General features: G+C 53.1%; 26 protein-coding genes. 15 read left to right on the top strand and 11 right to left on the bottom strand.

What is annotated here, in order from left to right:
• Positions 1-15: 15 nt before the first annotated feature.
• Genes AC06ND_RS02050 through lysA form a run of 5 tightly spaced genes read right to left on the bottom strand, consistent with a single transcriptional unit; the run spans position 16 to position 5,854 of the window.
• Positions 16-696, bottom strand: a complete 681-nt coding sequence (locus AC06ND_RS02050) for a DUF4097 family beta strand repeat-containing protein (RefSeq protein WP_475677331.1) — start codon at positions 694-696, stop codon at positions 16-18.
• A gap of 10 nt (positions 697-706) precedes the next feature.
• Positions 707-2,245: a DUF4301 family protein gene (locus AC06ND_RS02045; RefSeq protein WP_475677330.1), complete on the bottom strand. Its 1,539-nt coding sequence runs from the start codon at positions 2,243-2,245 to the stop codon at positions 707-709.
• Positions 2,246-2,263: 18 nt separating this feature from the next.
• Positions 2,264-3,307 (bottom strand): 4-phosphoerythronate dehydrogenase, encoded by a 1,044-nt coding sequence (locus AC06ND_RS02040; RefSeq protein WP_475677329.1) that lies wholly within the window; start codon positions 3,305-3,307, stop codon positions 2,264-2,266.
• A gap of 5 nt (positions 3,308-3,312) precedes the next feature.
• Positions 3,313-4,650, bottom strand: a complete 1,338-nt coding sequence (gene ffh / locus AC06ND_RS02035) for a signal recognition particle protein (RefSeq protein ID WP_475677328.1) — start codon at positions 4,648-4,650, stop codon at positions 3,313-3,315.
• Positions 4,651-4,666: 16 nt separating this feature from the next.
• Complete coding sequence (gene lysA / locus AC06ND_RS02030; protein WP_475677327.1) at positions 4,667-5,854, bottom strand: diaminopimelate decarboxylase; 1,188 nt, start codon at positions 5,852-5,854, stop codon at positions 4,667-4,669.
• 102 nt (positions 5,855-5,956) lie between these two features.
• On the opposite strand from lysA, the gene AC06ND_RS02025 reads away from it, so the two are divergent.
• Complete coding sequence (locus AC06ND_RS02025) at positions 5,957-7,135, top strand: AraC family transcriptional regulator (RefSeq protein ID WP_475677326.1); 1,179 nt, start codon at positions 5,957-5,959, stop codon at positions 7,133-7,135.
• A 6-nt stretch (positions 7,136-7,141) separates the two neighbouring features.
• Here AC06ND_RS02025 and AC06ND_RS02020 read toward each other — a convergent pair whose 3' ends face one another.
• The 5 genes from AC06ND_RS02020 to AC06ND_RS02000 all read right to left on the bottom strand — a co-directional run bounded on the left by AC06ND_RS02020 (position 7,142) and on the right by AC06ND_RS02000 (position 9,866).
• A complete protein-coding gene (locus tag AC06ND_RS02020) occupies positions 7,142-7,498 on the bottom strand; it encodes a peptidase associated/transthyretin-like domain-containing protein (protein ID WP_475677325.1) in 357 nt (118 codons plus the stop codon).
• Between the two features lie 165 nt (positions 7,499-7,663).
• Positions 7,664-7,999 (bottom strand): GntR family transcriptional regulator, encoded by a 336-nt coding sequence (locus AC06ND_RS02015; protein ID WP_475677324.1) that lies wholly within the window; start codon positions 7,997-7,999, stop codon positions 7,664-7,666.
• A gap of 4 nt (positions 8,000-8,003) precedes the next feature.
• Positions 8,004-8,864, bottom strand: coding sequence for a hypothetical protein (locus AC06ND_RS02010; protein WP_475677323.1), 861 nt, complete (start codon positions 8,862-8,864; stop codon positions 8,004-8,006).
• Between the two features lie 12 nt (positions 8,865-8,876).
• Entirely contained in the window at positions 8,877-9,704 is an 828-nt protein-coding gene (locus AC06ND_RS02005) for an ATP-binding cassette domain-containing protein (RefSeq protein ID WP_475677322.1), read from the bottom strand.
• Between the two features lie 12 nt (positions 9,705-9,716).
• Entirely contained in the window at positions 9,717-9,866 is a 150-nt protein-coding gene (locus AC06ND_RS02000; protein ID WP_475677321.1) for a hypothetical protein, read from the bottom strand.
• 29 nt (positions 9,867-9,895) lie between these two features.
• Here AC06ND_RS02000 and AC06ND_RS01995 point away from each other — a divergent pair, with 29 nt between their 5' ends.
• Genes AC06ND_RS01995 through AC06ND_RS01950 form a run of 10 tightly spaced genes read left to right on the top strand, consistent with a single transcriptional unit; the run spans position 9,896 to position 18,812 of the window.
• Entirely contained in the window at positions 9,896-10,585 is a 690-nt protein-coding gene (locus AC06ND_RS01995; RefSeq protein ID WP_475677320.1) for a polysaccharide deacetylase family protein, read from the top strand.
• 23 nt (positions 10,586-10,608) lie between these two features.
• Positions 10,609-11,016, top strand: coding sequence for a type I restriction enzyme HsdR N-terminal domain-containing protein (locus AC06ND_RS01990; protein WP_475677319.1), 408 nt, complete (start codon positions 10,609-10,611; stop codon positions 11,014-11,016).
• On the top strand, positions 11,013-12,518 hold the full coding sequence (locus tag AC06ND_RS01985; RefSeq protein ID WP_475677318.1) for a CCA tRNA nucleotidyltransferase: 1,506 nt from the start codon (positions 11,013-11,015) through the stop codon (positions 12,516-12,518). Before AC06ND_RS01990 ends, AC06ND_RS01985 begins: the two co-directional genes overlap by 4 nt.
• On the top strand, positions 12,515-13,519 hold the full coding sequence (locus tag AC06ND_RS01980) for a tyrosine-type recombinase/integrase (RefSeq protein ID WP_475677317.1): 1,005 nt from the start codon (positions 12,515-12,517) through the stop codon (positions 13,517-13,519). The genes AC06ND_RS01985 and AC06ND_RS01980 overlap by 4 nt, the downstream gene beginning before the upstream one ends.
• Positions 13,509-13,799, top strand: a complete 291-nt coding sequence (gene hpf, locus AC06ND_RS01975) for a ribosome hibernation-promoting factor, HPF/YfiA family (protein WP_475677316.1) — start codon at positions 13,509-13,511, stop codon at positions 13,797-13,799. Before AC06ND_RS01980 ends, hpf begins: the two co-directional genes overlap by 11 nt.
• A 3-nt stretch (positions 13,800-13,802) precedes the next feature.
• Positions 13,803-14,840 (top strand): DNA polymerase III subunit delta, encoded by a 1,038-nt coding sequence (gene holA, locus AC06ND_RS01970; RefSeq protein WP_475677315.1) that lies wholly within the window; start codon positions 13,803-13,805, stop codon positions 14,838-14,840.
• Between the two features lie 59 nt (positions 14,841-14,899).
• Entirely contained in the window at positions 14,900-15,751 is an 852-nt protein-coding gene (locus tag AC06ND_RS01965; protein WP_475677314.1) for an ABC transporter ATP-binding protein, read from the top strand.
• Between the two features lie 3 nt (positions 15,752-15,754).
• Positions 15,755-17,131: an ABC transporter permease gene (locus tag AC06ND_RS01960; protein WP_475677313.1), complete on the top strand. Its 1,377-nt coding sequence runs from the start codon at positions 15,755-15,757 to the stop codon at positions 17,129-17,131.
• Positions 17,132-17,134: 3 nt separating this feature from the next.
• The gene (locus AC06ND_RS01955) at positions 17,135-17,968 is read left to right on the top strand and encodes a 5'-nucleotidase C-terminal domain-containing protein (protein ID WP_475677312.1); all 834 of its coding nucleotides are present in this window, start codon (positions 17,135-17,137) and stop codon (positions 17,966-17,968) included.
• 1 nt (position 17,969) lies between these two features.
• A complete protein-coding gene (locus AC06ND_RS01950; RefSeq protein ID WP_475677311.1) occupies positions 17,970-18,812 on the top strand; it encodes a bifunctional metallophosphatase/5'-nucleotidase in 843 nt (280 codons plus the stop codon).
• A 181-nt stretch (positions 18,813-18,993) separates the two neighbouring features.
• Here AC06ND_RS01950 and AC06ND_RS01945 read toward each other — a convergent pair whose 3' ends face one another.
• Positions 18,994-19,881: a YicC/YloC family endoribonuclease gene (locus AC06ND_RS01945; protein ID WP_475677310.1), complete on the bottom strand. Its 888-nt coding sequence runs from the start codon at positions 19,879-19,881 to the stop codon at positions 18,994-18,996.
• Positions 19,882-20,017: 136 nt separating this feature from the next.
• Here AC06ND_RS01945 and AC06ND_RS01940 point away from each other — a divergent pair, with 136 nt between their 5' ends.
• From AC06ND_RS01940 to AC06ND_RS01925, 4 genes are read left to right on the top strand one after another with little or no spacing between them, the layout of a single operon-like run.
• Positions 20,018-21,682, top strand: coding sequence for a glutamine--tRNA ligase/YqeY domain fusion protein (locus tag AC06ND_RS01940; protein WP_475677343.1), 1,665 nt, complete (start codon positions 20,018-20,020; stop codon positions 21,680-21,682).
• On the top strand, positions 21,683-22,531 hold the full coding sequence (locus tag AC06ND_RS01935; RefSeq protein WP_475677309.1) for a hypothetical protein: 849 nt from the start codon (positions 21,683-21,685) through the stop codon (positions 22,529-22,531). It abuts the gene before it with no gap.
• A 2-nt stretch (positions 22,532-22,533) separates the two neighbouring features.
• Positions 22,534-23,985 carry a TrkH family potassium uptake protein gene (locus AC06ND_RS01930; protein WP_475677308.1) on the top strand — a complete coding sequence of 484 codons (1,452 nt, stop codon included), beginning with the start codon at positions 22,534-22,536 and terminating at the stop codon, positions 23,983-23,985.
• Entirely contained in the window at positions 23,985-25,457 is a 1,473-nt protein-coding gene (locus tag AC06ND_RS01925) for an ATP-dependent DNA helicase (RefSeq protein ID WP_475677307.1), read from the top strand. The genes AC06ND_RS01930 and AC06ND_RS01925 overlap by 1 nt, the downstream gene beginning before the upstream one ends.
• Positions 25,458-25,477: the final 20 nt, after the last annotated feature.

Genomic DNA, 25,477 nt, shown 5'->3' with positions numbered 1-25,477 from the left:
TTACTCTTCTTGTTTTTACTGAGCAACGTTCTGAAGCAGTTCGATCTGTCCTCTGTTTGAGAGTAGCCTGATCTGGGTATAACCCTTGCCGTAGAGATAGTATCCCTCCTTAGGCGTCATAGGGAATTCCGATGCCATCTTGCCGTCAGTCTTCATCACGAGCTTGAAAGATGCCGCAGCAGGATCGAGGAGAACCTCGATAGGGCCGGTGGTAGTCTGTATGTTGATGTCTCGTGGAGTGTTGATGCAACTGTATCGTACGTCACCAGTGGTGGTCTGGATGTCTACATGGTTGCAGTCCATGTCGACATAAGCCGATACAGAGGTGCCAGAGAGATCGAAATAGTCGCAGACGAAATCATCAGGAAGCACGATGGTGAGCTTCTTTCCATTAGCGTACTCAGGACGTGCTCCATATCTTCCATACCTTATATGGAGTGTCTTTCCGTCAAACCAGTGATGGAGTGCGGCATCTGAAGAGATCGGTCTGTCGCAGTCCTCGAAGAACTTAACGGTCGCCCTTTCGTCATACACGATGTCCACCATACCGTCGAGCCAGTCGACGTCTATGTTAGCAATGCGGGTGGCGATTTCTCCGCCTCCCATTACCCACTGGCTCTCGTCGCCTCCGAAGAAGCATGACTGTGCGGCGAACATGATCACCGCGAGGGCCATTGACTTAAGAATTCCTTTCATGTTATAGTAATTATTCCTGATGTGCAGGGCGGAGAAGGTCGAGCACGGTCTTTACTGGGTTGAATGTTTCGAGCGGAACCTCTACGAAGAGGGTGTTCCACTTGCTCATCGCACCGTTCCAAAGACCAGGAAGCTCGAGAGCCTTGAGCTCACGTCCCTGATAGCTCTTGCTGCTGATGAATCCGGCCTCGTCGTCTACATACTCGAGTAGGTTGAACTTGTTGCCCTGATAGTCGCGGAGGCAGCATACGAGGTCTACCGGATTGAAGTGGGTTGCGTTCTTGAGTGCTGCTACAGCCTCGGCATCGTCAGGATTGATCTGCACGCTCTCGAGAACCTGGAGCGAAGTGCTGCCGTCCTTCTCGCAGATTACGAAAGGACCGCCACCTGGCTCACCCTGGTTACGTACCATACCGCAGACGCGGATAGGACGGTTGAGTTTCTCGCGGATAGCCTTGACCCTATCCTCGCAAGTATCGCAGCTTGGAATGGTAATGCAGAGGGTGTCGTTGAGGAATGCCTCGATCTCGTTGCAGAGCTCCTGGCACTCAGGGGTAGCGCAGAGGTTTGCAGCAACATTGTTGAAGGTGTGCGCAGGGATGTCGATGTATCCGGTGCGGATAGCCTGACCGCTTGCTGCGTCGAGCTGCTGGATGTAGCTGAAGATGGTGTCACGGAGCTGGAGAGCACAACCCATGAGGGCCTTCTTCCATGCAGCGGTGACAGGGAGCATCCTCTGGTTGGATACGTTGTCGATGTTCTTGATTGATACGAGCTCCTGCTCCACTGCGTTGAGGTTGTGGATGAGGGCACCGTGACCTGCAGGACGGAAGAGGAGAGTGCCGTCTTCCTTGCGGAAAGGCTTGTTCTCAGAATCTACGGCCACGGTGTCGGTAGCCTTGTCCTGATATGTGAAGGTCACATTGTACTTGATTCCATAGCGCTGCTCGTACTCCGCCTTGACCTCAGCGAGTGCTGCCTCGAAGAGAGGACGGTGCTCTGGAGAGATGGTCACTACGAGGTTTGCGGTGCCGTCGGCATTGCGCATGTAGTCCTGAGCCTCTACGAGATGCTCTGCGAATGCGGTGCGCACCTCGCCGTCTGCATACTTGTGGAACTTGAGGACGCCCTTAGGCTTGCTTCCGTAACCGAGGCCTTCGTCGAGGAGAGTCTTGGCAAGGATGTCATGTGCGTCGTCACTGGTGAAGACAGCAGGATCATAGAAAGCGAAGTTCTTGATGTTCGCAGCGAACTTGTCAGACTTGTCATTTGCTGCCTCAAGGCCTGCGAAAAGGTCCTTGAACATACGTGAAGCCGCACCTGAAGCAGGGACGAACTTTGCGATGCCGGCGATTTCTGCCTTAGCATAGTAATCTGCAGCATCCTTCACAGCCTCTTCTGAGAGTACGGTGATACCCTTCTGTGGGGTTGCAGGGGCTGCGATCTTCATCCATGGGAATCCGACCTTGAATCTTTCTACCTGAGCTTCAACTGTTGCAGGATTCGAACCTCTTGATTCGATCTGAGCGATGTCTTCTTTAGTGAACATGATTATCTGTTTAAATAGTTATCTATGTGGTGTGAAATTGATTTCCCTTCTGTAATCATACTCGGAACGAAGCTGTTCGAATCGCTCCGGAGCAGACCTGAATGCGTGGTCATCCTCAAAGATAGGATAATTTTCTTGAAGTACGGATGCTATTTCCGACTGATTCATTCCCTCGAAGTCGATAATCGCGACTTCCTTGTCTATGCTTTCGGTTGCGGGACGAAAATTGAGGAGCTTGCCGATACCGAAATGCCTTGCCACAGCCTGGACCGCCATTGCCGTACCGTTCTGCTTGCCTTGGTATGAATATCCGGCGATATGTGTGGTTGCAATGTCCGCGACAGCCATCAGCTTCCGGCTTATCTCCGGTTCTCCGTTCCATGTGTCGATGATGATTCCGCTGAATTTCGGAGCAGCCTCGACGAGAGCCTCGTCAACCACGACCTCGCCTCGGGAAGCGTTGATGAAGATCGAGCCCTGCTTCATCTTTCCGAAGAAGGCTGCGTCTGCCATGCCTCTGGTAGTCGGGTCGAGATAGGTGTGCATGGTGACGATGTCGGCCTTCGACAGGAGATCGTCGAGGGAACAGAATCCGTCCGGACCTTCCTTCGCAGCACGCGGAGGGTCGCAGAGGAGCAGTTCGAAACCAAGATGACGGGCCATGGCTTCGACCTTGCTGCCGACATGACCGACTCCTACGATGCCGATGGTCTTTCCCTCCAGTGAGAGATTCTTCTTCTGTGCGAGTGAATACAGTGCAGTGAACACATACTGCATCACGCCGCCGGCGTTACAGCCTTGAGCGTTTGCGACCTCAATGCCATGGTCTGCGCACCAGGGGAGGTCTATATGGTCAGTGCCGATGGTCGCGGTCGCGATCATCGAAACCCTGGAGCCCTCCAGAAGGGGAGCCCCACATTTGGTCCTTGTCCTGATTATCAGAGCGTCTGAGTCAGAAGCGTCATCCGCACATATATCCCTGCCGTCCTTGTAGACGACTTCCGCATAGGGCTCGAAGACTCCTTCGAGGAAAGGGATGTACTTGTCTACGGTGAGCTTCATTCCTCTTAGCGGCGAAGTCCGCCCATGCCGCCTCTCATCATGTTCTTGAGATTGCCGCCCATGACGGATTTCATGGCCTTGCGTGTTCCCTCGAACTGCTTGAGGAGCTTGTTGACGTCCTGGAGAGATGTTCCGGAACCGTCGGCAATTCTCTTCCTACGGCTTCCGTTGATGATTTCAGGATGCTCGCGCTCGGCTGGAGTCATCGACATGATGATGGCCTCGATGCCTTTGAACGCCTTGTCATTGTCGATGTCGACGTCCTTGATGGCCTTACCGACACCCGGGATCATGCCTGCGAGTTCCTTGATGTCACCCATCTTCTTGACCTGCTGTATCTGGTTGTAGAAGTCCATGAGGGTGAACTGGTCCTTTGCGAGTTTCTTCTTGAGTTCGCGTGCTTCCTTCTCGTCGAACTGCTCCTGAGCCTTCTCCACGAGGGAAACGACGTCTCCCATGCCGAGGATACGGTCAGCTGCGCGTGAAGGATGGAATACGTCGAGGGCCTCCATCTTCTCGCCCATTGACACGAACTTGATAGGCTTACCGGTGACTGCCTTGATGGAAAGAGCGGCACCACCGCGGGTGTCACCGTCCATCTTGGTGAGTACGACACCGTCGAAGTCGAGCCTGTCGTTGAATGCCTTGGCGGTCTCGACAGCATCCTGACCGGTCATCGCGTCGACGACGAAGAGAGTCTCGGTAGGGGTGACTGCCTTGTGGAGAGCAGATATCTCATCCATCAGCTCCTGGTCGACTGCGAGTCGGCCGGCAGTATCGACGATCACTACTGAGTAACCCTCGGAACGCGCCTTGCTGATGGCGTTCTTCGCGATAGCGATAGGGTCCTTTACGCCCTCCTCGCTGTATACGGGAACATTGACTGATTCTCCTAGCACCTTCAACTGGTCGATTGCGGCTGGACGGAAGGTGTCGCAGGCTGCGAGGAGTACCTTGGTGCCTCTCTTGCTTCTTACGTGATTGGCAAGCTTGGCAGAGAAGGTGGTCTTACCGGAACCGTTGAGACCGGCTACGAGAACCACTGCAGGAGTGCCCTTGATGTTTATGTCGGAAGCCTCGCTTCCCATGAGTGCTGCGAGTTCGTCGTGGACGATCTTGACTATCATCTGCTGAGGCTTGACTGAGGTAAGGACGTCCTTACCTATTGCCTTCTGCTTCACGTCATCGCAGAACTGCTTTGCCACCTTGTAGCTTACGTCGGCATCAAGGAGTGCCCTTCGGATGTCCTTGAGGGCTTCCGCTACGTTTATTTCACTGATCTTTCCTTCACCCTTGAGGATCTTGAAGGAACGTTCCAATCTTTCGCTGAGGTTCTCGAACATAATTCTTCAGTATCGATTAAAGTATCGACGGTTTCATGGCAGCGTCCCAGAGACGGTCCGAATAGACGGTCTGGGCCTCTGCGCGGAGGTTGTATCTGTTGGACATTGACTGACCGTATGCGCCTGCGCTGCGTATTGCGACGAGGTCGCCACGGACGGTCATAGGAAGGCGGCGTCCCTTGCCCCAGGTGTCGCTGGACTCGCCGACAGGACCTACTACGTCGTAGACCTGGTCAGCCTCGAGTGCTGGACGCTCTTCCGCTGAAATATTGTCAATCTTGTGGTATGCACCATAGAGTGCAGGACGTATCATGTCGTTCATACCTGCGTCTAGGATGACGAAACTCTTCGCTGCGGTGTCCTTGGTGAAGAGCACGCTTGAATAGAGGGTTCCGCACTGCGCGACGAGCGAACGGCCTGGCTCGAGGTGTACGCTCATGCCCGGACGGCGCTTGAGGTACTTGTCGATAGCTGCCATCCACGAATCGAAGTCAGGGATAGGGTTTGCATCAGGATTCTCGTAGTCCACTCCGAGTCCGCCTCCGAGGTTCACGCTGTTTACGCTGAGGCCGTGTGCCTCGAACCACTCGATGACCTTGTTTGCAACCTTGCATACATCCTTGCAAACGGCCTTCACGTCAGGAATCTGCGAGCCGATGTGGAAATGGATGCCCTGGAAATGCACGTTAGGGCACTTCTCGAGCATCTTCACGAAATCGTCGAACTCAGTGTCCGGAAGTCCGAACTTGTTTGCCTCGAGGCCTGAGGTGATGTAACGGAAGGTATGGGCGTCGATGTTCGGATTCACGCGGAGGCTGATGTTTGCCTCGAGTCCGAACTTGCCGGCGATCGCGTTGAGGATATAGAGCTCATGGACGCTCTCCACGTTGAACATGCCGATGCCGGCCTTGAGCGCGGTGAGCATCTCGCTGTCGGTCTTGCCGACGCCGGAGAATACTATCTTTTCTGCAGGAATGCCACACTTGAGCGCGTTTGCCACCTCCGGACCGCTGATGCAGTCAGCGCCGAAGCCTGCCTGTGCAAAGTATGTTATGATGCGTTTGTTCTCGTTTGCCTTCGTCGCATAGTGGATCTCGATGTCATACTTGCGCGCTGCGTCGAGGGCTGCCTGGGCAGTCCTTGCGAGAAGGTCCATGTCGTACAGGTAGAAAGGGGTCTGCATACCTGTCAGCTTGTTTGCCATATTCAGTTCGTTTTTTAGTGTAACCAGTTTGCAAAAATAATCAAATTTTCCCTATTTTTGCAGTCGTCCATACATTATATATTCTTAACCGACGACACTTAGATGATAGGAAGTCTCAACTCGCTGATAGAAATATCATTCTTCACGGGAATGGTGTGCAGCATAAGCTTCGCGCTGGTGCTCCTTCTCATCAAGATCCCGAACACCGAGTATACGGAGAGACTTCGTACAAGCAAGAACCTCATCGCGCTCTGCTACCTTGCGTGTGCCGCAGTATTCTGGTTCACCATACACCATTCGGACCTTCCAGCATTCGAGAGATTCGCAACCATGATGATGGTCGTCATCACGGCGGTCTCGGTTTCTGCACTCTCATATTCGCTGATCAATCTCCTCGATGAAAATTACTATTCGAGGGACGGTTTCAAGATGACCATAGGCGCGATCGCCATCTTTTCGATAGTGCTTGCCCAGCTGCTTATCGCAGGCCCGTCAAAGGCTACCAACATCGCGGTGCTCCTGTACATCATCGTCCATGCCGTGCAGTGCGTCGTGCACACGGTGCTCTTCCTTCGCACTTTCAAGAAGAGCCGTGAGAAGCTTGCAAACTATTATGACGAGGACGAGGATCACAAGCTCAGGTGGATACATTTCTGCTTCTGGATCATGCTCCTTGCGGATTCGTTCGTCCTGGTCTATCTCCTCCTTCCTCCTCATTCTACGGCCATATACGCGTTCTGGTACTGCCTTTTCATGCTGTACTTCACCAGCAATTACATATCATTCCTGAGTTCACATAAGATCATGCTCGACGCGTTTGCGCACAGTGCGCTTTCCGGAGAGGATCTCAAGAAACTGCCTCTGTTCCAGAGGAAGCAGCAGGAAATCAGGGAGAAGGCTCTTACCCAGGAAGGTGACGCCAGGGATAAGGAGTTTGCCAGTCTCGAGAAAAGCATATCGAAATGGGTTGCCGAGAAGAAGTATCGCGAGTATGACAAGAGTAGGGAAGAGATCGCTGACGAGCTCAATACGAGCAAGGAGCTCCTTCAGCTCTACTTTGCCATGAGGGTCGGAATCGATTTCAGGACCTGGAGGACTGGGCTCAGGGTGGAAGATGCCAAGCAGCTCCTGCTCGAGGATAAGAACAGCTCTGTGCAGGTCATTGCCGAGATCTCGGGATTCAGCGACCGTTCGAACTTCCACCGACAGTTTACGAAAATCGTCGGTTGCTCACCAAAGGAATGGAGAGAAACCGACGGCCATCCTGGAGTTCAGGAGTAATCTTCGTTATTTTCTTTTCATGTAGAGCAGGATGTTCTCAAGCCTGCTGTGCTTTCCCGGATAGATCTTGTCCATGAGGTAGGGTGCGAACTCACCGCCGTTCTCCATGCCGTCGATGTCTTCGGCCAGGATGTCATAAAAGCGGTTGCGTTTCAATTCGAGGGACGCCTCATACCTTCCAAACTTGTCCGTGTAGGTCGTGTCCTTCTCTATAGGACGCAGCTTCAGTATGTCATGAACGTCGTATGCACTCATCACCACTCGTATACCCTTTATCGTAGGCGGATTGGTGCTGTTGGCGTCATCGATGTGGACTATTCCGGACGCTGTGAATACATCTGAATCAGGAATGCTTGGCTCCATCTCTGATTTTGCACACGAAAAGGCAGCGGTCAACGATATGACCGCCGCCAAGATGTATGAAATATGTCTTGTTATGTGCATTCCCAATTAAGATGAGCTATCCGGGGATAACGTTGCATCGGGAATGCAATTTTTTCTGATCGCGCAGGAAATCGTGCGTAAATGCTACTGGAGTTCGTCTACCGACAGGCCGAGCAGCTCCATCTTTCTCTTGATGGCAGGCCATTCGACCTCGAGGAATTCCTTTCTCTGCTCGGCAAGGACCTGCTCCTTGGCACCATCGCAGATGAAGTAGCCTATTCCTCTCTTGTTGTAGATGATGCCGTCTTCAGTGAGCTTCTCGTAGCTCCTGGCGACAGTGTTCGGGTTAACACCTATCTCCGCACCGAATTCCCTGACGGACTGGATCCTGTCCTGGTCCTTCAATTCTCCGGCTAGGACTCTCTCACATATGCTGTCGCATATCTGGAGATATATTGATTTGTTGGCGTTGAATTCCATGGTACTAGAATTTCAAGGTCTTTACTCTGAAATAGATTCCTGTAGCAAGGAGCAGACATGTGATGGCGTCGCTGATGGTGTCGATAAGGGCGGCATGCTTGAGAGTGAATCCGATGAATCCCATCTTCTCGTTGATGAATTCGAGAGCTTCTGCATCGTTGGTGATGTTCAGATCGAGTGGACTTATACCATGGAGCATTATCGGAGTCATGATCATGCTGGCTGCGAATCCGTATGCGATCAGCGAAAGTATGGTCTTGGAGATCTTGCTTGTCTTGAAGAAGATGCTTCCGAGGAGGAAGATCATGCCGACCTGAATCATGTCATCGAGATAGATGAGAGGATTGAAAAGCTCCTTGATTCCAGCGAGCTCCTCTGGGAAGTCTGCTATTGTTGCTATGGCATTTCCGAGGCCGTTGAACATGCTGCTGATGACGCTGGTGCCGCAGTTTTTGTCCAAGAGGCAGAGAAACGCGTCTACTGAAAGATATGCTGCCATACATACGCCTGGTACGATGATGCAGGACACGAGGATCATCGAGAGAGTCTTTTCGAGCGTCGATACCGGTACCGTAAGGAAGATCGATCCTTCCTTCTTGTCGGTTATGCCGCCATAGATCTTTTTCGGTGCCTGGATGAGGACTGCCACCATGATCAGGATGAAGCAGAACATCCTGCTGGTAATGTCAGCGCTGTACCAGCCGTGGCGAGCAATCACCAGCGAGAAAAAGGCGGACATGACATATACTATAAGTGATCCAAGGGCGCATGCGAGACCGCTGTATCCGAATTTGGATATGGCATTCCTGATCTCGGAACCGAGGTAGCTGCCGAAGCGCTTGATGTTGAAGATATCTGAGTTCATGGTCGTAGTCGTTTATTTGTTGAAAATACCCTTGATGAGTTCCTTGTTGTTGTTCACTGCGTTGAAGAGAGCCTCGATGTTGACCTTGCTTTCCTCTCCCTCGGTGTTGATTCTTACCTGTACGCTGCCGCCCGGGATGATTTCGCTGTAGAGGGTGTCGTTGAGTATGGTCGTGCCATAGTCGAAGTAGAGCTTCTCAGAGATTTCCTCGAGAGTGGCGTTGAGGAGTACGTCGCGCTTGTCCAGGATGATGATAGGGTCGATGATGTTCTCGAGGTCCCTGACCTGGTGGGTCGAGATGAGGAGGGTCGCATCGTCCGAAGTATGCTTCATCACGGCCTTGCGGAACTGTGCCTTCGAAGGAATGTCGAGGCCGTTGGTCGGCTCGTCCATGAAGAGATACTTGCAGTTGCATGCGAGTGCGAAGCTGATGTGGGTCTTCTTGAGCTGTCCGAAGGACATCTTGTCCATCCTCTTTTCAGGGTCGTTCTCGAGCTCTGCCATCACGTTGAGGAACTTCTCATAGTCGAAGTTAGGCCAGAACTTGCCCCATCTCGTTGCAAACTCGGATGCCTTTACCGGGTAGGCAGCCACCTCGTCAGCGAGGAAATAGAGGTTGCCAAGGAGGGATGGCTGTCTGTCGTAAGGCTTCTGGCCGTCGATGTCAATGGCACCTTCCTGGGTGTTCTTGAGTCCGCAGAGAAGAGTGAGGAGGGTAGTCTTACCTACGCCGTTCTCTCCGAGGAGTCCGTATATCTTACCTTCCTCGAGATTCATCGTGATGTTTTCAAGTACGGGAAGCTTTCCGTAGCTGAACTTGAGGTTTTCGATCTTTATCATGGTTTTCTTATCTTAATTGTTCATTATTGTCATTATCCCGAGTGCCGCAGCAACTCCTATTGCCAATGCTGTTACCATCTTTCGTAGTGTATTAGTGAAGTAGTACACTGCAAAGGTAGGCACGATTTTCATATCTCCAAATATTTTTCTGGTTTTTTTCATATTTTTGTTCTGAAATTCAAATACACCTTATGAAAAAAGCATTATTCATTACAATCGTATCGCTTATGGCAGCAGCATGTGGACCAAAGATTCCGGAGAAGATCATCGCACTCAGTTTCGACGATGGTCCTAATACAGTAACTACTCCCAAGGTGCTCGACGTTCTTGCCGAGCATGACGTGACTGCGTCCTTCTTCGTGATCGGTAACCGAATCACTGAAGAGTCTGCACAGATGATGAAGAGGGCAGTGGCCCAGGGCTGCGACGTGGAGAACCATTCATGGACACACAGGCGCATGCCTATGCTTACGCCTGAGCAGATAGCGTGGGAGATAGATACAACCTCTGCAGTCATCGAGAGATACCTCGGTACCAGACCGACCTTCTTCAGACCTCCATATATCGCAGTCGACCAGAAGATGCATGATGTGATCGACCTTACCTTTATATGTGGTGAGGGTTGCGAGGATTGGGTGCCTGAGATCAGCGCGGAGGAGCGCGCACGCAGAGTGATCGAGTCTGCTAAGGACGGAAACGTCATCCTTCTTCACGATATGGAGGGTAACCAGAATACCGTGGACGCACTCGAGATCATCATCCCGGCCCTCAAGGAGCAGGGTTTCACCTTCGTGACCGTACCTCAGCTGTTCGAGTACAAGGGTGTCAAGCCTGAGGCCCACAACGGCATAGTTTACACGAACGTTTTCCAGCAGGAATAGGCTTTTTTGACTATCTTTGCAGCGTGGGAACGAAGCAGGTGATATGGGATCCACTCCGAAAGAAGGAGGTGGCGCTGACGCCCGAGGAGAGGGTTCGCCAGTGGTTCATATCGGTGCTTCAGAATGACATGAAGGTGCCGGCCCATATGATGATGAGTGAGGTCGGGATGAAGCTCGGGGACAAGCAATGGCGCGCTGACATACTGGTATATGACCGTCAGCAGAAGCCTCTTGCCGTAGTCGAGTGCAAGCGTCCTGACGTGGTGCTGGACAGCAAGGTCCTGGACCAGACGATACGGTACAATATGGTGCTGGACGTCAGCTATGTCATCATTACCAACGGAAAGTCGACCTATATGATGAGACTCTCCCCGGAGGGCGTGAAGATGCTCGACAAGGTACCTCATTACGAAGAAATGTTGGCAATATGACCATTACGCAGGGATTCCTGGACGACAGGATTTTCACTATAGTGTCCGAAGTCGCAGCCGAGAAAGGCGTGCGTGCCTTCGTTATCGGCGGATATGTCCGTGACTGCTTCCTCGGGAGGCCTTCCAAGGACATAGACATCGTCGTTGAAGGCAGCGGCATCGATCTCGCGCTGGCAGTGGGCGAGCGTGTCCACAGCAATGTTTCCGTGTTCCGAAACTTCGGTACGGCCATGCTCAAGTTCAGAGGGACCGAGATTGAATTCGTCGGTGCGCGCAAGGAATCCTATAGAAGGGACTCCCGCAAGCCCATTGTCGAGGACGGAACTCTCGAGGAAGATCAGCTGCGCAGGGATTTCACCATCAATGCGATGGCCTTCAGTCTCCAGAAGGAGGATTTCGGAGCGCTCGTGGATCCTTTCGGCGGAATCAGGGACCTCGCGGCCGGCATTATCCGTACTCCACTTGATCCGGATACCACATACAGTGATGATCCTCTCAGGATGGTCCGCGCAATCAGGTTCGCCACGAAGCTTTCGACTCCTGAACATTCATTCACGATAGTCCCGGAATCTCTCGAATCCATCAAGAGGAACTGCAACAGGATGGAGATTCTCTCCAAGGAGAGGATCGCTGAGGAACTCAACAAGATACTTCTTACTCCCAAGCCTTCGATAGGCCTCAGACTGCTCGAACAGACAGGTCTGCTCAGGTATATACTCCCGCAGTTGGAGAGCCTCAAGGGTGTTGAGACCGTGGACGGAAAAGGCCACAAGGAAAATTTCTCCCATACTCTTCAGGTCGTGGACAACGTAGCCGAAGCCGAGATACTGGCAATTGCGCAGGGTAAGCTCACGGACCATATCATAGGGGAGAACGAGGACATCACGAAGCCCCGTACCGAGCCTAACGTATGGCTGAGATGGGCGGCGCTTCTGCACGATATCGGCAAGCCTCAGTCGAAGAGGTATGACCCGCAGACAGGATGGACCTTCCATGGTCATGAGGTGGTGGGTGCGAGGATGGTTCCGAAGGTGTTCCAATACCTTAAGATGCCCCTCAATGAGAAGATGAAATATGTCCAGAAGCTCGTGGGGCTGCACCTTCGCCCGATAGCGCTCGTGACCGACGAAGTCACCGATTCTGCTGTGCGCAGGCTGCTTTTCGACGCTGGCGAGGATATCGACGACCTCATGCTCCTCTGCAACGCGGACATCACCTCGAAGAACCCTAAGAAGGTGGTTCAGCTCCACGCCAATTTCCAGCTTGTCCAGTCTAAGCTTGTCGAGGTTGAGGCGAAGGATGCGATCAGGAACTGGAAGAATCCGATCACCGGAGACTACCTGATGGAGGTGTTCGACAAGGGACCTGGAGAATGGATCAAGTCTCTCAAGGAAGCAGTCAAGGATGCCATCCTGGATGGCGTCATTCCGAATGATTTCGAGGCTGCGGACGCATTCATGCGAAAGCTCGCGGCTGAGCAGGGCCTGGTGGCTAAGCGATGAGACTCATAGACGAATACATAGATTATCTGGCCGGAGTGAAGAGGTTCTCACCCCGCACTCAGGATGTGTACAGGAGGGGGCTGGAGAATTTTGCCAAGTCCTCCGGCAGCGAGGATGATGCCGCTCTTGTCGCTTCCCTCAAGCCTGTCATGATCAGGAACTGGGAGGTTGACATGCTCGACAAGGACAAGGGTGACGGACTTGGCGCGAGGACGGTTAACCTGAATCTCTCTGTCCTTAGCAGCTTCTGTAAATACCTGATGGCAAAGGACCTGCTTCTCAATAATCCCGTATCTCAGGTGAAGCGTCCCAAGGTCTCGAAGAGGCTTCCCGTGTTCTATCGCAAGGACGCGATGGAGAAGTATCTCGAATCCACGAAGATGTACGCGGACGGCAGTGTGCTGAGTCTCTATCCGGACGCTGTGCCGCTCGTCGAAAGAAAGAACCGCCAGACTGCAGAGGTCTATGGGCATGTGCTCAGGAGGATGATAGTATCCATGCTCTACAGCACGGGCATACGCCGCGCCGAACTTATCTCCCTGAACATAGGCGACGTCGACTTTTCCAGGGCCGTCATGCGTGTCACGGGAAAAGGAGACAAAATGAGAGAAATACCTTTGGTAAGTTCCATATTTGAGGAAATTTCATTATATTTGAAAACAGTTGAGCTGATGGTGAAGTCGGGACGACAACCTGGGGAACCGCTGCTCATCACCCCTGCCGGCGGACGGCTCTATCCTGAGCTTGTCGACAAGGCGGTGAAGACGGAACTCGGGACTGTCGAGGACATCAAGGGACGCAAGTCTCCGCATGCTCTCAGACATACGCTCGCAACCGAACTTCTCGAAGAAGGTTCTGACCTGAATTCGATCAAGGAACTTCTCGGGCATGCATCCCTCGCGGCTACGCAGGTCTACACCCACAACTCCATCGCGCAGCTGAAGAAAGTTTATGAAACCGCCCATCCAAGGGCTAAAAACGGAGGTAACAATGGAGATTAAGATTCAATCAGTCAAGTTCGACGCAGACAAGAAGTTGCTCGAATTCGTGGAGAAGAAGCTTTCAAAGATCGAAAGGTTCTATGATGGAATCACGTCGGTAGATGTGACGATGTCCCTGATCAGTGACAATCAGAACAAATCCGTCAAGGTGTTGGTTGCCGTTCCGGGCAATACTGTGGTCGTCGAGAGAAATGGCAAGAGCTTCGAGGATGCCATCAATGAGTCTGCCGATATCCTCAAGGAAAAACTTACAAGGCTCAAGGAGAAGAAAGCAGAGTAGACGATGGCAAAGGGCTTTGCAGATACAGATAGGCTGTGCCGCTCCCTGGTCGCGGATGCGCGCAAGGGTGTGTTCCAGCAGGTATACCTCCTCATGGGTGAGGAGCCGTACTACGTAGACATGGTCTGCAACGCCGTGATCGCCAACTGTATCGACGAAAGCGAAAAGGATTTCAACGAAACTATCTGTTACGGCGCCGACGTAAATGCCGACGCCGTAATTACTGCAGCCCGCAGGTACCCGATGTTCGCCGAGAGGCAGCTAGTGGTCCTGAAGGAGGCTCAGATGATGAAAGATATCGAGGACCTGGCCCTCTACTGCCAGAATCCTCTCGAATCGACGGTGCTCGTCATCTGCATGATGGGTGCCAAGGCCGACAAGAGGCGCGCCCTGTACAAGAGTGCGCAAAAGGCCGGCGTGGTGGTCGAGTCCACTGCGCTCAGGGACTATGAGGTGTCCTCATGGATATCCTCTTATTATCAGGAACGCGGCCTCCGCATCGCACCGGACGCTGCGGCCCTGCTTGCCGAGTCTGCCGGAACCGATCTGGGGAAGATCGCCGTGGAGACTGACAAGATGCTCAAGAATCTTCCGGAAGGAACCACCGAGATTTCCGTTTCCGACATAGAGAAGAACGTGGGAATCAGCAGGCAGTTCAGCGTGTTCGAGCTCACCTCCCTGCTTTCGGTGAAGAATTCCGCAAAGGCGATGAAGGTCGCTGCATACATCGGCGCATCTCCGAAGTTCGCCATGCCTATGGCGGTGAGTGCGCTTTTCGGACATTTCAACAGGATATTGCGCTACCATGCGCTGCTGATGAGCAATCCTCATGCGGATAACGGCACCAAGGCTTCTGTGCTCGGCGTGAATCCGTACTTCCTCAGGGAGTATGACGCTGCCATTAGGAACTATCCTCTCACGAAGTGCATGCGAGTGATATCGCTGCTCAAGGAATATGACTACAAGGGCAAGGGCGGTGACGTCGGAGAGGCGACGCCGGCGGAGCTGCTTGTGGAGCTGGTCGCAAGAATTCTCGGATAAGACTGTAGTTTTTCCGGTTTTTGCGCGTCTAACAGCCGTATTAAGAAACATTTAGGACAATGAATATCATAGAGTGCAGGAACATCTGCAAGAATTTCGGAGAGAAGGTCGCACTGGACCATGTCTCCGTGGAGATTCCCCAGGGACAGATCTTCGGCCTGCTCGGCCCTAACGGAGCAGGAAAGACCACCCTCATCCGAATCATAAACAGGATCACCATCCCGAATGATGGAGAAGTCTATTTCAATGGCAGGCCTATTACCCAGAGGGACGTCGAGAAGATCGGCTACCTTCCTGAGGAGAGAGGCCTTTATCGCAAGATGAAGGTCGGCGATCAGGCCATGTACCTTGCCCAGCTCAAGGGCATGTCGGCTAAGGAAGCTTCGTACGAGCTCAAGAAGTGGTTCGTGAAGTTCGGCATCGAGAGCTGGTGGAACAAGAAGGTCGAGGAACTTTCGAAGGGTATGGCCCAGAAGATCCAGTTCATCACCACCGTGGTCCACAAACCTAAGCTTCTCATACTCGACGAGCCGTTCTCCGGCTTCGATCCCGTAAATGCACAGCTCATCCGTGAGGAGATCCTCCGTCTCAAGGACGAGGGCTCTACCATCATACTCTCCACCCACAACATGGAATCGGTGGAGGAACTCTGCGACAACATCGCACTCTTCAACAAGTCTCACGTGGTGCTCGCCGGAAAGGTTGAGGACATCAGACGTGAATACGGCAACAACAATGTCGAGATAGAGTACACCGACCAGGATGGCCGCCATGTGGAGGTCGTCGAGGCTGGCGAGGGTGCCAATGCCATTCTCCGTCAGTATATCGAGAAGGGTGTGACCATCAATTCCTTCAAGGAGCTCATGCCTCGCATGAATGACATTTTCATCAAACTTGTAAAGGGGGAGTAAGCCATGAATCTGAGAATAATCAAAGTAATCATAGGACGTGAGTACATGACTCGCGTCAAGAAGAAATCCTTCCTTGTAACGACTTTCGTAGTTCCGGTGCTCTTCGCGCTCCTGTGCAGTGTACCGGCGCTCATCCTCACTCTCTCGAAGGGCAAGGACAAGACCATCGCCTATGTCGATGAGTCCGGCTATGTGAGCGGCAAGCTCGAGGATACCAAGCAGGTGGCATTCGAGGACTTCACCGGTCACCTCTCAGCGGAGGAACTCAGAGCCCAGATGGACAATCTGGACTTCGACGGAATACTCCTCATCTCTCCTCACGGTGAGGGTAAGGAAGCCAATGTCAATGTCACCACCTACTCGGTAAAGCCAGTCAGCGTAGAGATCAAGGAGATGCTTACAAAGCAGATCGAGGACGCGGTGGAGGACTACAGGCTCCAGCAGTATGACATCGAAGGACTCAAGGAGATCATGCAGGACGTCAAGGCCGACGTGCAGATAGTCACATACACCATCGATGATGATGGCGAGGAGAAGGAAACCTCTTCAGAGGTGTTCATGATCATATCCATGCTCCTCTCAATGATCATCTACATGTTCGTTTCCATGTTCGCCGGTACCGTCATGCAGAGCGTCATCGAGGAGAAGTCCAGCCGTATCGTCGAGGTGCTCGTAAGCTCAGTGAAGGCTATCGAGCTCATGATAGGCAAGATCGTCGGCGTAGCTCTCGTCGCGCTGACCCAGTTCTTCCTTTGGGTCGTGCTCACCGGAGTCCTTGTCGGCGCGTTCAGCAGCATAGTCGGTTTCGACAAGATCGCCGAAAGTTCAGCTTCTACTACCCAGATGATGGATATGGCAGGCGTGGACTCGTCTATGATGGATCCTTCCACCATGGCAGCGATGGCTGCAGACTCTGAGCACTCAGAACTCGGTGCCGTGCTCGAGACCCTCCAGAACATCAACTACGTGCAACTCATCGTGGCATTTGTGCTCTTCTTCATCCTCGGCTACCTCCTCTACGCTTCGCTCTTCGCAGCGGTGGGCTCGGCGGTAGACAACGAGGCAGACACCCAGCAGCTCGTGCTTCCTCTCACCATCCCGCTCATGATCGGTTTCTTCGTAGGCCTCTATGCCTTCAACTCGCCGGACAGCCAGCTCGTATGGTGGTGCTCGATGATACCATTCACCTCACCTATAGTGATGCTGTCCCGCATTCCATACGGTGTCGCTACATGGGAGATCATGCTCTCTCTGGGCTTGCTCTTCCTGACCTTCCTCGGCGGCGCCTGGGTATCTGCGAAGATATATAAGGTGGGTATCCTCATGTTTGGTAAGAAGTCCTCTTTCAAGGACCTCTGGAAATGGCTTAGAATGAAATAATATATGAAGAGATTACTGATTCTGGTAGCTGCGCTTGCGCTTTCAGTTGCAGCCGGCGCTCAGCAGTTCACATGGTCGCGCGTGTCCATGGATGGCAGCCGCACAGGCTGTACATATCCGGGCGCGGACAATGTGGAAGAGGCTTTGGGAGTCCTCAAGGGAAAGAAATATGTCGCACCTAACGTCAAGGTCTACAAGGGCGGCGCGACCGCAGGTGTCGTGAAGGCTCTGCTCGCAGTCCAGCCTCAGATGGCAGACCTGAAGCAGGTGGTCGCATATTGCCCTGACGGAATGATCACCCGAGGCGGCAACTCTCCACTTGCGAACTTCGCTACCGACGTGATGCTCAAGTCTGCGGAGAAACTCTTCGGAAGGAAGGCGGACATAGCGGTGCTCAATTCAGGTGGTATTCGTGCTGACGTTCCGGCCGGCAACGTGCTCAAGGACGACATGGTGGCGGTGTTCCCATTCCACAACAAACTCGTCCTTGTCGAGTATCCAGGTCAGGTTCTCATCGATTTTCTCGCCCGTCAGGCACGTCGCCCTCAGCCTTATGCAGGTGCACAGGTCGTCGTAAGGGATGGCGAACTCGAATCGATGAGCGTAGGAGGAAAGGAGATTGACCCTAACGGTACCTACTATATGGTGACCATCGACTTCCTTCTCGGTTCAGGCGACAACATGCGCCTTGCTGCGGGCTCGACCGACGTGAAGTATACCCAGCTTGACGTCATCGACGTGATCCTCGACTATCTTGCCGAGGAGAAGGCTGCAGGCAGGCCTATCTCCGCACAGGTGGATGACAGATATGTATCAATAGGAGAAAGGAGGAACTAAGATGAAGGCAAAGATTATCATGGCAGCTGCGCTTTCTGCAGCGATGCTTGCTCTCGCTCCTGAAGCGTCAGCACAGAAGCTTACCATTCTCCATACCAACGATACCCACAGCCACATCGATCCGGAGCGCGGTGGTGAGGATGATGGCCACGGCGGCGTAATAGAGCGTGCTGCCTTCATCGACAGCGTACGTGTTGCCGACGGAGCCCGCAATGTGCTGCTTCTCGACGCCGGCGACTTCGATCAGGGATCGTCATATTTCACCATGCTCGGCGGTGACCTTGAGGTCGAGCTGCTCAATGCCATGGGCTATGACGCAGTGGCTCTCGGAAACCATGAGTTCGACAACGGACTTGAGGAACTTGCCAGGAGAATGCACAATGTCAAGGGTGACGTACTCTGCGCGAACTACGATTTCAGCGGCTTCGAACTCGACAACTGCGTGAAGCCTTACGCAATCTACAAGAGGGGAGGATTCAAGATCGGAGTGATCGGCCTTCTCTGTGACGTGCGTTCAGTGGTCGCTGCAGAGACTGCGGCTAAGCTCAAGTATCTCAGCCCTGCAGAAGTGACCAACAAGTGGGCTGACTACCTCAAGAACGACCAGAAGTGCGATCTCGTGATTGCGCTCTCTCATCTTGGATACGAGGGTGATCCTCAGTCTGATGGTAATGACTGCGGCCTTGCTGCCCAGAGCCGTAACCTCGACATCATCATCGGTGGCCATTCGCACACCAACCTTCCTGAGCCTAGGATAGTGAACGATCTCGACGGCAAGCCTGTCACCATCGTCCAGGACTATCGCTGGGGACTCTTTGTCGGCAAGTTCGACGTACGTAAGTAATCTTTTCCCGTAAGCGCGGGATATCACGGACAGCCTGGCACGAACTCCAAAAAACGCTTTGTTTTTGGACGTCGTGCCAGGCTTTTCTTCGTTTTCAGCGATTTCGTTGCCACGAACGACAAGAATCGATCGGTTTTTGTCGTTCGTGCCAGGTCGTCGGGCGAAATTCCTGCTTGGAAGCCTAGAGGATGTTGAGTGACTGCTCCTTGATCTTTTCGAGCTCGTCCTTCATCGAGGTGACGTGCTTCTGGATCTCGGTGTGGTTCGCCTTGGAACCGGTGGTGTTGATCTCGCGGCCCATTTCCTGGGCGATGAAGCCGAGCTTCTTGCCCGGGAGAGGGTCGTTGTTGAGTGTCTCGAGATAGTATGCGCAGTGCTGACGCAGACGAACTCTCTCCTCGTTGATGTCGAGCTTCTCGAGATAGAAGATCATCTCCTGCTCGAGTCTCTGCTGGTCTGGCAGGAGCTTGAGCTCATCGAAGCGGGCGAGTATTCTCTCCCTTACTGCGTCGGTGCGTTCCTTCTCGTATTTCTCGATTTCGCGTGAAGAGGCGAGTATGCTTTCGACCTTGGCGGTGACGTCTGCCATGAGTATCTTTCCTTCCTTCTCGCGGAAGTCGTTGATTGCTGCGAGGGCCTCGTCGATGGCCTTCTCGACGATGGGCCAGTTTTCCTCGGTCACGATGTCCTGCTTTCTTGAATCGATGACGTCAGGCATCCTGAGTATGGTCTCGATCACGTTGCCGGTGTCGCTGATGCCTACGTTAGGCTTGCCCATAGCCGCTGCGAGTTCTTTGATCTGGGAGAAATACTCGAGGGCGAGCTCCTGGTTGATCTTCTTTGCGTTCTCTGCGACGTTTGCCTCCCATGAGACGAACATGTCGATGGTGCCGCGCTGGAGCGAGTCTGCGATCTTCTTGCGGATTGCAAGCTCCTTGTCCTTAGGGATGAGAGAAGACTTGATGTTGATGTCAGCGTTCTTGCCGTTGAGGGAACGGAATTCGATGGTGATCTTGCCGTTCTCGAGGATGGCTTCGGCCTTGCCGTAGCCTGTCATGGATTTTGCCATAGCTTTGTGTGTTAATAGTCAGCAGGCGACCCTCATTGCCTTGAATCTGTGCGTTTTGTCGCCTTTCCGATGCAAAAATAACAATAAAATTCGTACATTTGCTTGATTATATATACTTTGACCGATTATGGAAGAATTGAATACCCAGACAGAAGAAACCAGGAAGCTTAATTTCCTTGAGGAAATCATTGAGGAAGACCTTGCCAGCGGCAAGTACGAGTCTATTCTTACCCGTTTCCCACCAGAGCCTAACGGCTATCTCCATCTGGGACACGCGAAGAGCCTTTGCATCAACTTCGGCCTCGCACAGAAATACAATGGAAAGACCAATCTCCGCTACGACGATACCAACCCGACCAAGGAGGATACCGAGTATGTAGATGCCATCAAGGAGGACATCAAGTGGCTCGGCTTCCAGTGGGAGAAGGAGTGCTACGCATCTGACTATTTCGAGCAGCTCTACCAGTGGGCAGAGCAGATGATCATGAACGGCCAGGCATACGTTGATGACCAGAACCAGGAAGAGATGCGTGAGAGCCGCGGTACAGTGGAGACTCCGGGCAAGAACAGCCCATATCGCGACCGTACTCCGGAGGAGAACCTCAAGCTCTTCCGTGAGATGCGCGAAGGAAAGTACGCTGACGGCGAGAAGGTGCTCCGCGCAAAGATCGACATGGCACATCCGAACATGATGTTCCGCGACCCTATCCTCTACCGTATCAAGCATGCACATCATCACCGCACAGGTGACAAGTGGTGCATCTATCCGATGTACGACTATACCCATGGACAGTGCGACTCTATCGAGAACATCACCCATTCGATCTGTACTCTCGAGTTCGACGTTCACCGTCCTCTCTATGACTGGTTCATCCAGACTCTCGGAATATTTCCAAGCCACCAGTACGAGTTCGCCCGTCTGAACCTTACCTACACCCTCATGAGCAAGAGAAAGCTTCTCGAGCTCGTGCAGAAGGGTCTCGTTGCAGGATGGGACGATCCTCGTATGCCTACCCTCTGCGGTGTGCGCCGTCGCGGCTACACCCCACAGGCGCTCAAGATGTTCTGCGAGAAGATCGGTGTCAGCAAGCGCGATCAGCTCATGGACATCCAGCTCCTCGAGTGGTGCGTACGTCAGGACCTCAATGAGCGTTCAAACCGCTACATGGTCGTTTCCGACGATCCTATCAAGGTGACCATCACCAACTGGGAGCCAGGTAAGGTAGAGTGGTTCGACTGTCCTCTCAATCCTGCAGCTCCGGAAGGTGCTACCCGTAAGGTTCCGTTCACCGGTGAACTTCTCATCGATCGCGCGGACTTCATGGAGGATGCTCCTAAGAAATACTTCCGTCTCAAGCCAGACGGTGAGGTGCGTCTCAAGTATACCTACATCGTCAAGTGCGAGGAGGTCATCAAGGACGAGAACGGCAAAGTCGTTGAACTCAAGTGCTCTTACGATCCTTCGACCCGCCCTGGCAACGGTGAGTGGCGTTCAGTGAAGGGCACCATCCACTGGGTGTCTACCGCACATGCCAAGGAACTCGAGCTTCGTCTCTATGACCGTCTCTTCACCCTCGCCGACATGAGTCAGGTTCCTGAGGACAAGGACTACAAGGACTTCCTCAATCCTGAGTCACTCGTGGTTGCGAAGGGTTATGCAGAGCCTGCTTTGCTCGAGGACAACAGCGGCGTAGCCGTTCAGTTCGAGCGCGTGGGCTACTTCTTCAAGGATGCTGACAGCACCCCTGAGAAGCCTGTATTCAACAAGACAACTGCTCTCAAGGACTCGTTCAAGTTCTAAATGAAAGAAGAGAATTTCGAAAACAGAGGTCTGGCCTTGCACGTCAAGCTCATACTGAGCCTGAGTGCAATCGCCGTCGTCCTGCTCGTGACTGCGGTAATCTCCATCCTGGAATACCGCAGCATGAGTGATCATGTCACTGCCCAGATCGGAAACAGCATCGATTGTATCAACGTGTCGCAGAAGGTCGCCAACGCGACTGATCTCTACAACCATAAGATTCTTGCGACCGTGGGTGCAGCCGATTCTCTGGCGGCGGTGACCAACTTTGACCGCCAGGCTGCGGCAGACGACTGCAGGCGCGTGTTCGACGAGTTCTATTCGGTGGAGGCAATGCCTGTACTGGACGAACTGCGCAGCGCCTTCGACGCTTACATACTCGAGACCGAGGGCCTCGAGACCATAGTGAGGTCTACCTTCGTAGACTCTCGCGAATGGTTCTTCAACTCCCTCCAGCCGGCCTTCAACGAGTTCAACTCTGTTCTCGAAACATACAATGAGCAGGTCCATCTCTCCCTCATGGAGAAAGCCGATGCCTTCCAGATGGGTTTCTACCGAAGCATCATCCCTGGAATCGTGTCCGTGCTTGCGGGACTCCTGCTCATCGCTCTCCTTCTTTTCTTCCTCATCGTAAACTATGTCCGTCCGCTCTACAAGATGCTCGGCGGCATGGATGCATACAAGGGCTACGGAAAGAGGTATACCTACAATTTCGACGGAGACGATCAACTCCAGCGTCTTAACTCCAATATCTTCGAACTCATCGAGGAGAACATCAAGCTCAAGAGGTCAATCAAGTTCCGCAACAACATCGCGGCAGACGACTCTGAGCAGGAGGAGGACAAGTAGCCATGAATATCAAGGCCATATCCCGTTTCGTCGGACTGGCGCTTCTCGTGAGCGCTCTGTTCATGTTCCTGTCGATCATCGTTTCGCTGATTGACGGCAGGGATTCCGGGTTTGAGCCTCTCCTGATAAGCTTCATCATCACTCTCATCGTCGGAGGATTTCCGTTCGTGTTCGTGAAGAAGACCTCGCGCGTGACGCTGAGGGACGGATACATGGTCATCTTCCTGTCCTGGCTTCTCTCCTTCGTGTTCGGAATGATGCCGTACATCATGTGGGGAGGGGAATTCTCTCTCGTGAACGCATGGTTTGAGAGCGTCTCGGGATTTACGACGACGGGTGCGACCATACTCAACGACATCGAGGCGCTTCCGAGGAGCCTTCTTTTCTGGAGGTCTTCGACCCATTTCATCGGCGGCTTGGGAGTCGTGGTCTTCCTCCTGCTCGTGATTCCGGGCGACAGCGCGGTCAAGCTCAGGCTTGCCAACCTCGAACTCTCTTCGCTCTCGAGGGATGAGTACCACATGCGTACCAACGACACGGTGAAGACGATAGTGACCATCTACCTCACTCTCTTCGTCACGGAGACCATCGCCCTCACCCTCGCTGGAATGCCTTTATTCGACTCTGTCAACCATGCGTTCAGCAATGTCGCGACCGGTGGTTTCAGTACCAAGAACCTATCCATCGGATACTACGATTCTAAGCTCATCAACGGCATAGTCATGTTCTACATGATCGTAGCTGCGATGCATTTCGGCCTCATGGCCTCGGTGGTGCTCACTCGCTCTCTCAAGCCGCTGAAGAACCCTGTGCTGAGGTATTTCATCTGCTGTATACTCATCCTCGGGCTCATACTTTCGCTCTCACTCAAGCTCCAGGGCGGATACGAAAGCTGGGGCAAGGCGTTCGAGGACGGTTATTTCCATATCGTCTGCTACATCACTACCACAGGATTCGCAATCTCCGACCTGAACCATGTGCCGCCTCTCGCGGCTATGGCGCTCATGATTGCCGGATTCCAGTGCGCATGCGCAGGTTCAACCACTGGAGGTCTCAAGGCCGACCGTATCTTCCTTACCTTCCGCGCCGTCAAGAGGCAGATGCGCAAGCAGATCAACCCTACGGCGGTCAACCAGGTGAGCGTCGGCGGAAGCTATCTCAGGGACGAGACCGTGCTTCCTATCATGACCTACATCGTCCTTTATATCATGCTCATAGTGCTGTCGACCATGCTTCTTCTCCTGATCGGAGTCGACCTCACTGAGGCATTCTCCGGCTCGCTTGCCTCCGTGGGCAATGTCGGACCGGCACTCGAGTCCATCGGAACCGCAGGCAACTACGCGGCCCAGCCTCATGTGGCGAAGCTCATCTACACTGCGGACATGTTCCTCGGACGTGTCGAGATATATCCTATTCTCGTGTCTCTTTCACTCCTTCTCGGTAGGTCTAAATAATGGGAAGAAGCGCGTTTCTATATGCCGGATTCGTCAAGAACCTCGGCCTCGATCCTACAGAATGCCAGGACAGGCTCTTCAAGGAAATATCCGAATTCGTGACTTCGGACGAGGATTGCATGGTCGTCAACGGCTATGCTGGTACGGGAAAGACGACTGCACTGGCGTCGGTGATCAGGACGCTGAACTTCTTCCAGATCAACTGCGTGCTGCTGGCACCTACAGGTCGCGCAGCCAAGGTGCTTTCAAGCTTTGCGGGCATGCCGGCATATACCATCCATAAGAAGATATACAGGCAGAAATCTCTCGGAAGCGACGGCTTCGGGGAGTTCTCGCTTGCCCCAAACGAGATGAAGAATTCTCTCTTCATCGTCGACGAGGCATCACTGATCGGAGTTGACAACAACGGTCAATCTCTTTCGAATTTCGGTACGGGAAATCTCCTGGAAGACCTTCTGAGCTATGTCCGGAGGGGAGTTGACTGCAAGATTATCTTTGTGGGCGATACTGCGCAGCTTCCACCAATCGGTCAGGAGCAGAGCCCTGCGCTCAGCCATGACTACATGGCCATGCTCGGCGCCTCGCGCTTCGCGACCTTGAAGACCGTCGTGAGACAACAGGGTGAGTCTGGCATACTCTGGAATGCAACCCACCTGAGGGAATTGATCACGGAGGTGAGCCAGCTCGATGACGACGGATTCAGCTATTCTCCGGGCATTGAGAGCATACCGGTCGATGAACTCGGACTTATCGCGGATGGATTCCCAGATGTCGTGAGAATTACCGGCGGTGAGCTGATCGAGGCCCTTTCGGACGCGTATTCGCGCTACGGCGAGGACGAGACGGTGGTACTCTGCCGCTCGAACAAGCGTGCAAACCGATACAACGCTGGAATTCGCTCGTCCATACAATACAAGGAGGAAAGGTTGGTGCGTGGAGACAAGCTGATGATCGTGAAGAACTGCTATCAGTTCGTCGAAGACGTTGAGGGACTCGAGTACATAGCGAACGGAGATATCGCAAAGCTCATGAAGATTTCGCGCTACGAGGATAGATATGGACTGCATTTCGCTGAGGCGAGGCTCGCACTTCCGGACTACGACAACCAGGAGATAGTCGCGAAGGTGATACTCGATACCCTCGATTCCGAGAGCGCGTCCCTGACCTACGATCAGCAGCAGGCGCTCTACCAGGGCGTGAACGACGACTACAGCCACATCAACACCAAGCGCAAACGCTACGAGGCAGTGCGTGAGGACAAGTTCTTCAATGCCCTCCAGCTCAAATATGCCAATGCCATTACCTGCCACAAGTCCCAGGGCGGACAGTGGTCATGCGTCTTCATCGACAATCCTTTCTGGCAGGATGAATTGATGGCTGAAGACCTCAGGTGGCTGTATACCGCGATCACCCGAGGAGTGGAGAAAGTCTATCTCGTGAATTTCAAGGACGAGTATTTCCAAGGCGCGTAGTGACGAGCAGGAGGTTCGAT

The sequence above is a fragment of the Candidatus Cryptobacteroides sp. genome, from assembly GCF_056207615.1.
The sequence above is the reverse complement of the archived record's forward strand: the minus strand, read 5'-3'. Positions and strand labels throughout refer to the sequence as shown.

What these genes read in the sequence shown, in the direction of transcription:
- AC06ND_RS02050 (WP_475677331.1), bottom strand. Translation starts at nt 696, where the DNA reads ATGAAAGGAATTCTTAAGTCAATGGCCCTCGCGGTGATCATGTTCGCC.
- AC06ND_RS02045 (WP_475677330.1), bottom strand. Translation starts at nt 2,245, where the DNA reads ATGTTCACTAAAGAAGACATCGCTCAGATCGAATCAAGAGGTTCGAAT.
- AC06ND_RS02040 (WP_475677329.1), bottom strand. Translation starts at nt 3,307, where the DNA reads ATGAAGCTCACCGTAGACAAGTACATCCCTTTCCTCGAAGGAGTCTTC.
- ffh (WP_475677328.1), bottom strand. Translation starts at nt 4,650, where the DNA reads ATGTTCGAGAACCTCAGCGAAAGATTGGAACGTTCCTTCAAGATCCTC.
- lysA (WP_475677327.1), bottom strand. Translation starts at nt 5,854, where the DNA reads ATGGCAAACAAGCTGACAGGTATGCAGACCCCTTTCTACCTGTACGAC.
- AC06ND_RS02025 (WP_475677326.1), top strand. Translation starts at nt 5,957, where the DNA reads ATGATAGGAAGTCTCAACTCGCTGATAGAAATATCATTCTTCACGGGA.
- AC06ND_RS02020 (WP_475677325.1), bottom strand. Translation starts at nt 7,498, where the DNA reads ATGGAGCCAAGCATTCCTGATTCAGATGTATTCACAGCGTCCGGAATA.
- AC06ND_RS02015 (WP_475677324.1), bottom strand. Translation starts at nt 7,999, where the DNA reads ATGGAATTCAACGCCAACAAATCAATATATCTCCAGATATGCGACAGC.
- AC06ND_RS02010 (WP_475677323.1), bottom strand. Translation starts at nt 8,864, where the DNA reads ATGAACTCAGATATCTTCAACATCAAGCGCTTCGGCAGCTACCTCGGT.
- AC06ND_RS02005 (WP_475677322.1), bottom strand. Translation starts at nt 9,704, where the DNA reads ATGATAAAGATCGAAAACCTCAAGTTCAGCTACGGAAAGCTTCCCGTA.
- AC06ND_RS02000 (WP_475677321.1), bottom strand. Translation starts at nt 9,866, where the DNA reads ATGAAAAAAACCAGAAAAATATTTGGAGATATGAAAATCGTGCCTACC.
- AC06ND_RS01995 (WP_475677320.1), top strand. Translation starts at nt 9,896, where the DNA reads ATGAAAAAAGCATTATTCATTACAATCGTATCGCTTATGGCAGCAGCA.
- AC06ND_RS01985 (WP_475677318.1), top strand. Translation starts at nt 11,013, where the DNA reads ATGACCATTACGCAGGGATTCCTGGACGACAGGATTTTCACTATAGTG.
- AC06ND_RS01980 (WP_475677317.1), top strand. Translation starts at nt 12,515, where the DNA reads ATGAGACTCATAGACGAATACATAGATTATCTGGCCGGAGTGAAGAGG.
- hpf (WP_475677316.1), top strand. Translation starts at nt 13,509, where the DNA reads ATGGAGATTAAGATTCAATCAGTCAAGTTCGACGCAGACAAGAAGTTG.
- holA (WP_475677315.1), top strand. Translation starts at nt 13,803, where the DNA reads ATGGCAAAGGGCTTTGCAGATACAGATAGGCTGTGCCGCTCCCTGGTC.
- AC06ND_RS01965 (WP_475677314.1), top strand. Translation starts at nt 14,900, where the DNA reads ATGAATATCATAGAGTGCAGGAACATCTGCAAGAATTTCGGAGAGAAG.
- AC06ND_RS01960 (WP_475677313.1), top strand. Translation starts at nt 15,755, where the DNA reads ATGAATCTGAGAATAATCAAAGTAATCATAGGACGTGAGTACATGACT.
- AC06ND_RS01955 (WP_475677312.1), top strand. Translation starts at nt 17,135, where the DNA reads ATGAAGAGATTACTGATTCTGGTAGCTGCGCTTGCGCTTTCAGTTGCA.
- AC06ND_RS01950 (WP_475677311.1), top strand. Translation starts at nt 17,970, where the DNA reads ATGAAGGCAAAGATTATCATGGCAGCTGCGCTTTCTGCAGCGATGCTT.
- AC06ND_RS01945 (WP_475677310.1), bottom strand. Translation starts at nt 19,881, where the DNA reads ATGGCAAAATCCATGACAGGCTACGGCAAGGCCGAAGCCATCCTCGAG.
- AC06ND_RS01935 (WP_475677309.1), top strand. Translation starts at nt 21,683, where the DNA reads ATGAAAGAAGAGAATTTCGAAAACAGAGGTCTGGCCTTGCACGTCAAG.
- AC06ND_RS01930 (WP_475677308.1), top strand. Translation starts at nt 22,534, where the DNA reads ATGAATATCAAGGCCATATCCCGTTTCGTCGGACTGGCGCTTCTCGTG.
- AC06ND_RS01925 (WP_475677307.1), top strand. Translation starts at nt 23,985, where the DNA reads ATGGGAAGAAGCGCGTTTCTATATGCCGGATTCGTCAAGAACCTCGGC.